Origin of the sequence: Saccharothrix sp. AJ9571 (assembly GCF_021725495.1) — a bacterium.
In the GTDB taxonomy this organism is placed as follows: Bacteria; Actinomycetota; Actinomycetes; order Mycobacteriales; family Pseudonocardiaceae; genus Amycolatopsis; species Amycolatopsis magusensis.
The window spans coordinates 4,311,654-4,323,832 of the sequence record NZ_CP091382.1; the positions used below are offsets into that span (position 1 = coordinate 4,311,654).

The 12,179-nt window shown below is 70.6% G+C and carries 9 protein-coding genes and 1 pseudogene; 9 read left to right on the forward strand and 1 reads right to left on the reverse strand.

Annotated elements, in window-relative coordinates:
- Positions 1-415 precede the first annotated feature (415 nt).
- Positions 416-1,270, forward strand: a complete 855-nt coding sequence (locus tag L3Q67_RS19825) for an AAA family ATPase (RefSeq protein ID WP_499190891.1) — start codon at positions 416-418, stop codon at positions 1,268-1,270.
- A gap of 5 nt (positions 1,271-1,275) precedes the next feature.
- Here the strand turns inward: L3Q67_RS19825 and zwf are convergent, their stop codons facing one another.
- The gene (gene zwf, locus L3Q67_RS19830; protein ID WP_499190892.1) at positions 1,276-2,736 is read right to left on the reverse strand and encodes a glucose-6-phosphate dehydrogenase; all 1,461 of its coding nucleotides are present in this window, start codon (positions 2,734-2,736) and stop codon (positions 1,276-1,278) included.
- A 205-nt stretch (positions 2,737-2,941) separates the two neighbouring features.
- Between zwf and L3Q67_RS19835 the strand changes: the two genes are divergently transcribed.
- From L3Q67_RS19835 to L3Q67_RS19870, 8 genes and pseudogenes are all read left to right on the forward strand, one after another.
- The gene (locus L3Q67_RS19835) at positions 2,942-4,051 is read left to right on the forward strand and encodes a vWA domain-containing protein (protein WP_499190893.1); all 1,110 of its coding nucleotides are present in this window, start codon (positions 2,942-2,944) and stop codon (positions 4,049-4,051) included.
- Positions 4,044-5,156, forward strand: a complete 1,113-nt coding sequence (locus L3Q67_RS19840; protein ID WP_499190894.1) for an XdhC family protein — start codon at positions 4,044-4,046, stop codon at positions 5,154-5,156. The genes L3Q67_RS19835 and L3Q67_RS19840 overlap by 8 nt, the downstream gene beginning before the upstream one ends.
- Before the next feature lie 252 nt (positions 5,157-5,408).
- Positions 5,409-5,948 carry a (2Fe-2S)-binding protein gene (locus tag L3Q67_RS19845; protein WP_499190895.1) on the forward strand — a complete coding sequence of 180 codons (540 nt, stop codon included), beginning with the start codon at positions 5,409-5,411 and terminating at the stop codon, positions 5,946-5,948.
- Positions 5,948-8,428, forward strand: coding sequence for a xanthine dehydrogenase family protein molybdopterin-binding subunit (locus L3Q67_RS19850; RefSeq protein WP_499190896.1), 2,481 nt, complete (start codon positions 5,948-5,950; stop codon positions 8,426-8,428). Before L3Q67_RS19845 ends, L3Q67_RS19850 begins: the two co-directional genes overlap by 1 nt.
- Positions 8,425-9,279, forward strand: coding sequence for an FAD binding domain-containing protein (locus L3Q67_RS19855; RefSeq protein WP_499190897.1), 855 nt, complete (start codon positions 8,425-8,427; stop codon positions 9,277-9,279). Before L3Q67_RS19850 ends, L3Q67_RS19855 begins: the two co-directional genes overlap by 4 nt.
- 24 nt (positions 9,280-9,303) lie before the next feature.
- A pseudogene (locus tag L3Q67_RS19860) lies at positions 9,304-9,765 on the forward strand (SRPBCC family protein); the annotation flags it as partial.
- Between the two features lie 1,004 nt (positions 9,766-10,769).
- Complete coding sequence (locus tag L3Q67_RS19865; protein WP_499190898.1) at positions 10,770-11,828, forward strand: NAD(P)-binding domain-containing protein; 1,059 nt, start codon at positions 10,770-10,772, stop codon at positions 11,826-11,828.
- Between the two features lie 10 nt (positions 11,829-11,838).
- Positions 11,839-12,156, forward strand: coding sequence for a YciI family protein (locus tag L3Q67_RS19870; RefSeq protein WP_499190899.1), 318 nt, complete (start codon positions 11,839-11,841; stop codon positions 12,154-12,156).
- Positions 12,157-12,179 lie beyond the last annotated feature (23 nt).

Genomic DNA, 12,179 nt, shown 5'->3' on the forward strand with positions numbered 1-12,179 from the left:
CTCCCCAGGACACAAATGTGGCTTTCGGGGCGTATTCGGCCCCCAAAGCCACATTCGTGTCATCCGGCGGCCGGTCCCCCAACGGATGCCGTGAAAGCCACATTCACGGCCGAATACGCCGTGAAAGCCACATTCACGGCACCCCCGGGCCCCACCCACCCCAGCCGAGCCGCCGCGCCCCCCTCCCCAGGCACCCGAGGCCCAACCACGGGAGCCTCCGAGATCCCACCCCAGCCGAACCCGGGCATCCCAACTCCAAGACCACCCAGACCCCCTCCCTCACCCCGGTCCACAGCCCAAAACACGGCGAAGGCCTCCATGTCAAGGCATCATTCCCGCCTTGACATGGAGGCCTTCGCCGTAGTCACAATGAAATACCGGGGTGGCCATAACCGAACCAACTACCCTGACCCCAATGACGACCACCCCAGCCGCCCTCGCTTCAGCGCTTCAGCGGACCGGCTACCTGGCCGACACCGGCGTCGCGACCGCGGCGTTTCTCGCGTTGCGCATGGGGCGACCGCTCTTCTGCGAGGGCGAACCCGGCACCGGCAAGACCTCGCTCGCCGTCGCGCTGGGGAAGGCGCTCGACCTCCCGCTCATCCGCCTCCAGTGCCACGAGGGCATCGACGCCGCGCAGGCACTGTACGAATGGGACTTCCCCCGCCAGCTCCTGCACCTGCGGGCACTCGAGGCCGCGCACCAGGAGGTCGACGAGGCCTCCCTCTACACCGAGCGCTTCCTGCTCGCCCGGCCCCTGCTCCAGGCGCTGAAACAAGCGCCGTGCGTGCTGCTCATCGACGAGGTCGACCGCGCCGACGACGAGTTCGAGGCCTTCCTGCTGGAGCTGCTCGACGACAACGCCGTCAGCATCCCCGAGTTCGGCGAGGTCCGCGCCGAGGTACCGCCGCTGGTGGTGCTCACCTCGAACCGCACCCGCGAGGTGCACGACGCCCTCAAGCGCCGCTGCCTCTACCACTGGCTCGAGCACCCCAGCCTGGCCAGGGAAATCGAAATCCTCCGCCACCGGCTCCCCGGCGTCGACGAACGCCTCGCCGCGCAGGTCGCCGGGGCCGTGCACCGCATCCGCCGGCTGGAGTTGCTCAAGCCGCCCGGGGTCGCGGAGTCGCTGGACTGGGCCCGCGCGCTGGCCGCCCTCGACCGCGACGTGCTCGACGCCGAGGCCGCCGCGCTCACCCTCGGCGCCGTGCTCAAGTACAGCGAGGACATCGACCGCGTCCGGGCCAAACTGGACTCACTGCTCTCCTAGGAACCCTAGGACTGCTCCGGCACCCGCCAGCCGCGCTCGCCCGCCAGTTCACGGGCCTGCGCCGGACCCCACGAACCCTGCTCGTACGAGTGCACCTTCGGCGGCTGCTGCAGCACCGGGTCGCACAGCTCCCACAGCCGTTCGACCTCTTCGGCGCTGGTGAACAGGGTCTGGTCGTCGCGCAGCACGTCGAGCAGCAGGCGTTCGTATGCCTCCAGCGGCTCGGCGTCGGCGAAGGCCTCGGAGAACCGCATGTGCAGCTTCGCGTGGTCCAGCTTCAACGCCGGTCCCGGCCGCTTCGCCCGCAGGTCCAGGGTCACGGTCGAATCTTCGGTCAGCTCGAAGACCAGCTCGTTGGGCTGGCTGTCGAACCCGTTGGCCGAGTCGAACATCTTCAGCGGCGGCTCGACGAAGCCCAGCGTGATGGTGCGGCGGCTCTGCGCCATCGCCTTGCCGGTGCGCAGCAGGAACGGCACGCCCTTCCAGCGCCAGTTGTCCACCCACACCTCGGCCGCGACGAAGGTCTCCACTTCGGACTCGTTGTCCACGCCCGGCTCGTCGCGGTAGCCCTCGTACTGCCCGAAGACCACCCGATCCGGCTCCAGCGCGCGGACCGCCTGGAACAGCTTCCGCTTTTCCACCCGCAGCGATTCGGCGTCCACGTGCACCGGTGGTTCCAGCGCCAGGAAGCCGAGCAGCTGGAACAGGTGCGTGGAGATCATGTCGCGGAAGGTGCCGGTCGACTCCATGAAGCCGGCGCGGCCCTCGATGCCGATCGACTCGGGTACGTCGATCTGCACGTAGCTGATGTGGTGCCGGTTCCAGACCGGCTCGAAGAACCCGTTCGCGAAACGCAGCGCCAGGATGTTCTGCACCGCTTCCTTGCCGAGGAAGTGGTCGATCCGGAACAGCTGCTCCTCGGCGAAGACCTGGTGCAACGCGGTGTTGAGGCTGCGTGAGGACTCCAGGTCGCGGCCGAACGGCTTCTCCAGCACCACGCGCGCGTCCTCGGCGAGGCCGGTGGCGCCGAGCATCTTGACCATCGGTTCCATCGAGTCCGGCGGCACCGACAGGTAGAGCAGTTTGCGCGTGTCCGGGCCGAGTTCGGCCATCGCCGCGTCGACCGCTCCGGCCAGCGTCTCCCCGTCGTCCTTCGAGGACGTCTGGAAGGTGATGCGCTGCGCGAACTCCTCCCACACGTGGTCGTCGAAGCGCGCGGAGCCGGAGAACTTGAACACGGCTTTGGCGAGTTTGTAGCGGAACTCCTCGTCGGTGCCGGGCGAGTTGCGCCCGGAGCCGATGATGCGGAACTGCTCGGGCAGGAGCCCGGAACGCATCAGCCGGAAGAGGCCGGGGAAGAGCTTTCGGCGGGCGAGATCCCCGGTGGCGCCGAAGATCACGAAGACATGGGGCACCGTCTTGTCGCGCGAGGCGAACAGTGCCTGGGGATCGGCTGGCTCAGTCATCGGTGTCCATCTTCACCGCCGGAAGCGGTTTCGCCCAGTCTTTGCGCGAATTTGTGGCAAGTCCACGTCATGCCACGGGGGAACGCACTGGACACGCGGGATATTTCCCTGAACAACAGGTGACCTGCGGTCATCTTACCGGTAAGTAGCGTCATTCCGCCGACACACCGGTGCATGCGGGGAAGAGCGTATCCTGGACGTTCTGATGGCCACCCCCCTCCCCGGGTTCGCCGGGTTCGCCACCGCGTTGCGTGCGGCCGGGCTGCCCGCCGCGCCCCAGCGGCTGCACGCCTTCCTCGGGGCCGTCGAGCACGTCGAACTGGCCGATCGCGAGCAGCTGTACTGGGCCGGGCGGCTGACGTTGTGCGCCGATCCCGACGACCTGCCCCGCTACGACCGCGCGTTCGCCTCGTGGTTCGGCGAGGAGCCGCCGCCCGGTCCGCGCGGGGGGACCCCGGTGCCGCGGCGGAGCCGGATGGCCCTGCTCGCCGAGCCGGGAGCCGAGGGTGAGGGCGAGAGCGACAACGAGCCGTTGCGCGTCTCGGCCGGCACCGAAGAGGTCCTGCGCCACCGGGATCTCAGCAAACTGACCGCCGCCGAGCGCGAGCACCTGCGCGAGCTGTTCGCCAAGCTGAGCCCGGTGTTCCCGACGCGCCGCTCGGCTCGCCGCCGCCCGGCCCGCCGGGGTGAGCTGGACCCGGCCAGGACCCTGCGCGCGATGGTCGCCGGTGGCGGTGAACTGGTCCGCCTCGCCCGCCGTAGTCGCAAGGAGCAGCCGCGCCGGGTCGTGCTGCTCATCGACGTCTCCGGTTCGATGAGTCCGTACGCGGACGCACTGCTGCGGTTCGCGCACGTGCTGGTCCGGCGCGCGCCACGGGCGGTGGAGGTGTTCACCATGGGCACCCGGCTCACCCGGGTGTCCAGGCAGCTGCGGCAACGCGACCCCGAGCGGGCGATGCTCGCCGCCGGGCACGCGGTGCCGGACTTCGCCGGCGGGACCCGGCTCGGCGAGGGCCTGCGCGTGTTCCTCGACCGGTGGGGGCGGCGCGGGCTCGCCCGTCGCGCGGTGGTGGTCGTGTTCTCCGACGGCTGGGAACGCGGCGACACCACCCTGCTGGGTGACCAACTGGCGGCCCTGCGCCGCCTCGCGCATTTGGTGCTTTGGACGAATCCCCACGCCGGGCGCGCGGGTTACGCTCCGGTACAGGCCGGGATCGTCGCGGCGCTGCCGCACCTGGACGGCTTGCTCGCCGGGCACAGCCTCGACACGTTGGACCGACTGCTCGGACGGATGCGGGAGAAACGCGATGCGTGATGTGCTGGAGGAACTCCACCGCCGCTGGTCGGCGGGGGAGACGGTCGGACTGGGCACGGTGGTGGCCACCTTCTCCTCGGCGCCGCGGGCGCCGGGCGCGGCGATGCTGGTGGCGCCGGACGGCACGGTGACCGGCAGCGTCTCCGGCGGCTGCGTCGAAGGCGCGGTCTACGAACTCGCGCAGCAGGTGGTCGCCGATCGCACGCCCGTGTTGCGGCGCTACGGCGTCAGTGATGACGACGCCTTCTCCGTCGGGCTGACCTGCGGCGGCATCATCGACATCTACGTCGAGCCGGTGGACCGCGAGAGCCTGCCGGAGCTGGCGGAGCTGGCCGAGTCCGTCCACAAAGGACAGCCGGTGGCGATGGCCACCGTGGTCGAGCACCCGGACCCCGAACGCCTCGGCAAGCGGATCGTGGTGTGGCCGCAGCGCGCGGCGGGCACGCTCGGCTCGTCCCGGATGGACGACGCGGTGGCCGACGACGCGCGCGGCATGCTGGCCACCGGCCGCACCGGGATGCTGCACTACGGCCCGGACGGGCAGCGTCGCGGTGAAGGCACCTCGGTGTTCGTGAACTCGTTCGAACCGCCGCCGCGGCTGCTGGTCTTCGGCGCGATCGACTTCGCCGCCGCGATGGCCCGGCTCGGCGCCTACCTGGGCTACCAGGTCACGGTGTGCGACGCGCGCCCGGTCTTCGCCACCGCGAGCCGGTTCCCCGAGGCGCACGACGTGGTGGTCGACTGGCCGCACCGCTACCTCGGCGCCGAGGCCGAGGCGGGCCGGATCGACCGGCGCACCGTGGTCACCGTGCTGACCCACGACCCGAAGTTCGACGTGCCGCTGCTGGAAGTCGCGCTGCGGCTGGACGTCGGGTACGTCGGCGCGATGGGTTCGCGGCGCACGCACGACGACCGGATCACGCGGCTGCGCGAAGCCGGGGTCGCCGACGCGGAGATCGCGCGGCTGTCGTCGCCGATCGGCCTCGACCTCGGCGCCCGCACGCCGGAGGAGACCGCGGTGTCGATCGCCGCCGAGATCATCGCGCTGCGCTGGGGCGGCAAGGGCCAGCGCCTGGCCGAACTGGACGGCCGGATCCACAGCTAACCCGGAACCCGCGCCGTGAATGCTATGAGTGGGGCATTACTTGCGTTGAACGCTAGTAATGCCCCACTCATAGCATTCGCTGGCCGGCGGGCGCGGCGGGTGGTTCCGTGGATGCGGGTGGGATGGCGCTTGGAAGACGCATTTGCGGAAAGTGGTCCACGGGGTCACCCGGCCTGGGGTTGTTAGATCGAGATCGGAGTAGCACGCTCCCCAGTGAGCCCGATCACTTCCAGCCCCACCACTGGAGGCCTGATGCGAATCACCGTCAACGTCGACGGAACCAGCTACTCCGACGAGGTCGAGCCGCGGCAGTTGCTCGTCCACTACCTCCGGGAACGGCTGGGCAAGGTCGGCACCGTAGTCGGCTGCGACACGAGCAACTGCGGGTCCTGCACCGTGCACCTCGACGGCCACAGCGTGAAGTCCTGTTCCGTGCTGGCCGTGCAGGCGGACGGCTGCGAGATCACCACCATCGAAGGCATCGCCCGCGACGGCAAGCTGCACCCCGTGCAGCAGGCCTTCCACGACAACCACGCGCTCCAGTGCGGGTTCTGCACCCCCGGCATGATCATGCAGTCGCTCGACCTGCTGGCCGACAACCCCGACCCCGACGAGCAGGCCGTGCGGGAGGGCATCGAGGGCAACCTGTGCCGCTGCACCGGTTACCAGAACATCGTGGCGGCCGTGCGCGACGCCGCGCACCACATGCGCCCGGGTGCCGGGCCCGATGCCGAACGCGTCGGGGAAGGCAGCGGCTTCCGCGCGCCGAGCAGCATCGGCGGGGGTGAGTGATGACCTCCACCATCGAGCCGGAGATCGGGAAGTCCCGGCTGCGCAAGGAGGACGAGCGCCTGATCACCGGACGCACCCGCTGGACGGACAACCTGACGCTGCCCGGCATGCTGCACGCGGCCGTGCTGCGCAGCCCGTTCGCGCACGCCAGGATCACCTCGATCGACGTCACCGCGGCCAAGGGCCAGCCGGGCGTGGTCGAGGTGTTCACCGGGGCCGACTTCGCCGAGGAGCAGGGCAGCCTGCCGTGTGCCTGGCCGATCACCGAGGACATGAACTCGCCCGACGCGCCCTCGCTGGCGGTGGACACGGTCAACTTCGCCGGTGAGGCGGTGGCCGTGGTGATCGCGCGCAGCGACTACGAGGCGCACGACGCGCTGGAAGCCATCGAGGTCGACTACGAGGACCTGCCGGTGGTGCTGGACATGGAGGAGGCCGTCAAGGACGGCGCCGACCTGGTCCACTCCGCACTGTCCACGAACACCAACGCCACCTGGATCTTCGACTCCGCCGAAGCGGGCACCGGCGGTGAGGTCGAGCAGGCCATCGCCGAGGGCGAGGTGGTGATCACCCGCAAGTTCCGCCAGCAGCGGCTGATCCCGGCGTTCATGGAACCGCGATCGGTGGTGGTGGACCCGACTTCCGGGCAGTACACCATGTGGTCGGCCACGCAGATACCGCACATCCTGCGGCTGATGCTGGCGATGACGCTCGGCGTGCCCGAGCACAAGGTGCGGGTGATCGCGCCGGACGTCGGCGGTGGTTTCGGCGGCAAGCTGCAGGTCACGCCGGAAGAGGTGATCACCTTCCTGGCCGCGCGCCGGCTCGGCCGCCCGGTGAAGTTCACCGAGTCGCGCTCGGAGTCGCTGCTGAGCGGGCACCACGGGCGCGATCAGATCCAGCACCTGACGCTGTCCGCCCGCCGCGACGGCACGATCACCGGCCTGAAGGTGGAACTGCTCGCCGACATGGGCGCCTACCTGCGGCTGGTCAGCCCGGGTGTGCCGATCCTCGGCGCGTTCATGTTCAACTCGATCTACAAGATCCCGGCCTACCGGTTCGTCTGCACGAACGTGTTCACCAACAAGGTGCCCACGGACGCCTACCGCGGCGCCGGCCGTCCCGAGGCGACCTTCGCCATCGAGCGGATGATGGACGAACTGGCCGCGGAGCTGGGCGTCGACCCGTTGGAGCTACGCGAGAAGAACTGGATCAAGCACGACGAGTTCCCGTTCACCACGGTCGCCGGGCTGACCTACGACTCCGGTGACTACGAGGCCGCGACCGCGAAGGCCAAGGAGCTGTTCGACTACGACGGCCTGCGCCGCGAACAGGCCGAACGCCGGGAACGCCAGGACCCGGTGCAGCTGGGCATCGGCATCTCGACGTTCACCGAGATGTGCGGGCTGGCGCCGTCGCGGGTGCTCGGTTCGCTGTCCTACGGCGCGGGCGGCTGGGAACACGCCGCGGTGCGCATGCTGCCGACCGGCAAGGTCGAGGTGGTCACCGGGTCCTCGCCGCACGGCCAGGGCCACGAGACGGCGTGGAGCCAGATCATCGCCGACCAGCTCGGGGTGCCGTTCGAGGACATCGAGGTGCTGCACGGCGACACGCAGTCCTCGCACAAGGGCATGGACACCTACGGCTCGCGCTCGCTGACCGTCGGCGCGATCGCCGCGGTCAAGGCCGCGGAGAAGGTGGTGGCCAAGGCCCGGCCGATCGCCGCGCACATGCTCGAATGCGCGGAGGACGACCTCGAGTTCGCGAACGGCAGGTTCACCGTCCGCGGCACGGAATCCGCGACGAGCATCCAGGACGTCGCGCTCGCCGTGTTCGCCGCGCACGACCTGCCCGACGGGGTGGAGCCGTCGCTGGATTCGGAGGCCACCTTCGATCCGGAGAACTTCTCCTTCCCGCACGGCACACACCTGTGCGCGACCGAAGTGGACACCGAGACCGGCCGCGTGACGCTGCGGTCCTACGTCTGCGTGGACGACATCGGCAAGGTGATCAACCCGATGATCGTCGAAGGCCAGGTGCACGGCGGGCTGGCGCAGGGCATCGCGCAGGCGTTGTTCGAGGAGGCGGTGCACGACGAAGGCGGCACGCTGACCACCGGCACCTTCGCCGACTACCTGCTGCCGTCGGCGGTGGACCTGCCCTCGTTCACCACCGACCGCACCGAGACCCCGTCGACGACGAACCCGCTGGGCGTCAAGGGGGTCGGCGAGGCGGGCACGATCGCCTCCACCCCGGCGGTGGTCAACGCGGTGGTCGACGCGCTGCGGCAGTACGGCGTGCGGGACGTGGAGATGCCGATGACCCCGATGCGGGTCTGGCAGGCGATCCGCACCGGCCAGACCGACGCCGGTGGCGTCGGCTCCGAGTCCGGTGGCGGGCTCGGCTCGATCGACGCTGTGCCGTCCGCACGGGGGACGACCCCCGGACCCCCGAACCACTCTTCAGGAGGTGCCCGGTGATCCCGGCGGCATTCGACTACGCCGCTCCGTCCACTGTGGACGAAGCGGTGCGGGAACTGGCGGACGCGGGCGAGGACGCGAAGGTGCTCGGCGGCGGGCAGAGCCTGCTGCCGGTGCTCCGGATGCGGCTGGCCACGCCGACCAAGCTCATCGACCTCGGCCGGATCCCCGAGCTGCGGGGCATCCGCGAGGACGGGGACGCGCTGGTCATCGGCGCCATGACCACGCACTACGACCTCCAGCGCGATCCGCTGATCGACGCGCACGCGACCCTGCTGGGCAAGGCGACCGCCACGGTGGCCGACCCGCAGGTGCGCCACCGCGGCACCTTCGGCGGTTCGCTGGCGCACGCCGATCCGGCCGGTGACCTGCTCGCGCCGGTGCTGGCCATGGACGCCGAACTGGTGGTCGCCGGCATGGACGGCAGGCGGACGATCCCGGCGGCGGAGTTCTTCGTCGACCTGTTCACCACGGCGATGCGGCCCGGCGAAATCCTTCTCGAGGTGCGGGTGCCCAAGCACACCGGCTGGCACGCGCACTACGAGAAGTTCAACCGGGTGGCGCAGGCGTGGTCGATGGTGGCGGTGGCCGCCGCGGTCCGCACCGAGGGCGGCACCATCGCCGAGGCCAGGGTCGGGCTGACGAACATGGCCTCGGTGCCGGTCCGGGCGCGGGCGGTGGAGTCGGCGCTGGTCGGGCAGCCTGCCACGGCCGAGTCGGTGCGCGCGGCCGCCGAGCACGCCGCCGAAGGCACCGATCCGGCGGCGGACAGCAACGCCGATGTCGAATACCGTCAGCACCTGGCGAAGGTGCTGACCGGGCGCGCGCTCACCGCGGCGCTGGGTTCCTAGGTTCACGAAGGGAGATCGGTTCCTGTGCGACTCGACCACCGGTTCACCGTCCCTGCCCCGCTCGACCAGGTGTGGCAGGCGGTGGTCGATCCCGAACGGGTGGCACCCTGCATGCCCGGCGCCACCCTGACCGAGGTCGACGGCGACGCGTTCAGCGGTACGGTCAAGGTCAAACTGGGGCCGATCTCCCTGACGTACAAAGGAAAAGGCGAGTTCCTGGAGAAGGACGCCGACGCTCGTAAGGTGGTCATCAAGGCTTCCGGCAAGGACGCCAGGGGCTCGGGCACCGCGGCCGCCACGGTGACGGTCACCCTGCGCGAGGAGGACGGCGCCACGGTCGGCGAGGTGGCCACGGACCTCAAGGTCACCGGCCGCCCGGCGCAGTTCGGCCGGGGCATGATCGCCGAAGTGAGCGGCAAGATCCTGGACACCTTCGCCACCTGCCTGGCCGACAAACTGGGCGACGCCCCCGCTGAGCCTCGGCCAGCCGCAAAACTGAAAGCCGCGCCCGACGCACCAGCCGCGAATCGGGAGTCCGCGACCTCGAAGGCCGCGGATACCCCGGCTGGGGATCCCGGCGCCGCGAAGCCGAAAGCTGGAGAACCCGAGGCCGCGGATTCGGGTGCGGCGAAGCTGAAAGCCGCAGAATCTGAGGCTGCGGATTCGGGTGCCGCGCAGCTGAAAACTGGAGAATCCGGGGCCGCGAAGCGAAGGGCGGCGAAGCCCCAAGCCGAGGATTCCGGCGCCGCGAAGTTGAAGGCTGCGGAGCCGCAGGCCGGAGATGCCGGGGCTGCGAAGCTGAAGGCCGTGAAGTCCGAGGCCACGGGATCCCCGTCCGAGGGCTCCCGCGCCGGGAAACTGGAGCTTGCGGATTCCGAGGCCACAGGATCCCGGACGGTGAAGCCCCAGGCCGCCAAACCCGAGGCCGGGGAAGCGCAGGCCACAGAATCTCGGGCCGCGAAGCCCTCAGCCGCGAAGCCTCAGGCCGTGAAGCCGAGTGCTGCGAAGCCCGAGGCGACAGACCCCGGCGCCTCGAAACGGGAGGCGGCGAAATCAAAGCCCGGGGAAGCCCCGGCCACACAAACCGAGGCCACAACCCGCCAGGCCACAAAACGCCAGGCGGCGGCCTCGCGGGCCGAGGAGTCCCGGGGTGCGGAACCAGAGGCCGCGAAACTGAAATCCGTGAAACCGGAATCCGAGGAAGACCGGGCCACGGAGACCGAGGCCGCGCAGGCCGGGGCGGCTACGACGCCGCAGGCTGTGGTGGCTGGGGAGGTGGAGACCGAGCGGCCCAGGTTGCGGGCGGTCGATCCGCCGCCCGAGCCGGAGGCCGAGCCGATCAACCTGCTCGACTACGCGGGTGCGCCGGTGGCGAAGAGGGTGGCGCCGGTCGTGGTTCTCGCGGCGGTGGTGACCGGGGTGGTTTTTGTGATCCGCGCGCTCCGGCGCTAGCGGGGAAGTACCCGGCCCGCCCGCGGGTTGTACCGGGTATGAACGAGGCGGACCACACCACCGAAGTGGTGGTCATCGGCGCGGGGCAGGCTGGGCTGTCCGCCGCCTACCACCTGCGGCGCACCGGTTTCGCGAACCGCGACTTCGTGGTGCTCGACCACGCCAAACGCGCGGGCGGGGCCTGGCAGTACCGCTGGCCGTCGCTGGTGCTCAACAAGGTCCACGGCCTCTACGACCTCCCCGGCCTGCGGTTCGGCACGCCCGACGGCAGCCGCCCGGCGAGTGAGGTGGTGCCGGAGTACTTCGAGCGGTTCGAGCGCACCTTCGACCTGCCGGTGCGCCGCCCGGTCGACGTGCTGTCCGTCCGCGAAGGCGAAGACAACCGGCTCCTCGTCTCCAGCGCCGCCGAGACCTGGGCGGCCCGCGCGGTGATCAACGCGACCGGCACCTGGGACAAGCCGTTCTGGCCGCACTACCCCGGTCAGGAAGACTTCACCGGCCGCCAGCTGCACACCGCCGACTACACCGGGACCGCCGAATTCCGTGGTCAGCGCGTGGTGGTGGTCGGCGGCGGTACCTCGGCGATCCAGCAGCTGCTGGAGATCGCGCCCGTTGCCAAGGAGACCATCTGGGTGACGCGCCGTCCGCCGGTGTTCCGCGAAGGGCCGTTCAACGAGAACTGGGGTCGCGAGGCCGTCGCGAGGGTGGAACGCCGTGTGCGCGAAGGGTTGCCGCCCGAGAGCGTGGTCAGCGTGACCGGCCTGGCGCTGACGCCGGAGATCCGCGCCGCCCAGGACGCCGGGATCCTGAACCGCGAGCCGATGTTCGAGCGGATCACGCCGCGCGGGGTCGCCTGGGCCGACGGCACCGAGCGCGCCGCCGACGTGATCCTCTGGGGCACCGGGTTCCGCGCTTCGCTGGACCACCTCGCCCCGCTGCACCTGCGCGGTCCCGGCGGCGGGATCCGGATGGACGGCACCCGCGTGGTCGCCGAGCCGCGCTTGCACCTGGTGGGCTACGGCCCGTCGGCCAGTACTGTCGGGGCGAACCGGGCGGGCCGCGGCGCCGTCACCGAGGTGCGGCGGCTACTGGGCTGAGGAGGGACGCATGCGGTACCTGCTGATGATCGGCGGCGACGAGGCCGGCGCGAACGAAGGCTGTGGCGGCTGGACCGAGCGGATGGAGGAGCGCGGCGTGCTCCGCACCGCCATCGGGCTGCGGCCGAAGGAGGAGGCCGTCACCGTGCGCGTGCGCGGTGACGAGGTGCTGCGCACCGACGGCCCGTTCGCCGAGACCAAGGAACAGATCGGCGGGTTCGGCGTGATCGAGTGCGCCGATCTGGACGAGGCCGTGGAGATCGCCGCCGCCCACCCGGCGGCGCAGCGGGGCCTCATCGAGATCCGGCCGGTCGTCGAGACGGGCTGACATCGCATCCACGCCGTGAAAGC

Excerpts from the sequence above, each read along its gene's own strand:
- L3Q67_RS19870 (WP_499190899.1), top strand. The coding sequence starts at position 11,839 with ATGCGGTACCTGCTGATGATCGGCGGCGACGAGGCCGGCGCGAACGAA.
- L3Q67_RS19845 (WP_499190895.1), top strand. The coding sequence starts at position 5,409 with ATGCGAATCACCGTCAACGTCGACGGAACCAGCTACTCCGACGAGGTC.
- L3Q67_RS19825 (WP_499190891.1), top strand. The coding sequence starts at position 416 with ATGACGACCACCCCAGCCGCCCTCGCTTCAGCGCTTCAGCGGACCGGC.
- L3Q67_RS19840 (WP_499190894.1), top strand. The coding sequence starts at position 4,044 with ATGCGTGATGTGCTGGAGGAACTCCACCGCCGCTGGTCGGCGGGGGAG.
- L3Q67_RS19865 (WP_499190898.1), top strand. The coding sequence starts at position 10,770 with ATGAACGAGGCGGACCACACCACCGAAGTGGTGGTCATCGGCGCGGGG.
- L3Q67_RS19850 (WP_499190896.1), top strand. The coding sequence starts at position 5,948 with ATGACCTCCACCATCGAGCCGGAGATCGGGAAGTCCCGGCTGCGCAAG.
- zwf (WP_499190892.1), bottom strand. The coding sequence starts at position 2,736 with ATGACTGAGCCAGCCGATCCCCAGGCACTGTTCGCCTCGCGCGACAAG.
- L3Q67_RS19835 (WP_499190893.1), top strand. The coding sequence starts at position 2,942 with ATGGCCACCCCCCTCCCCGGGTTCGCCGGGTTCGCCACCGCGTTGCGT.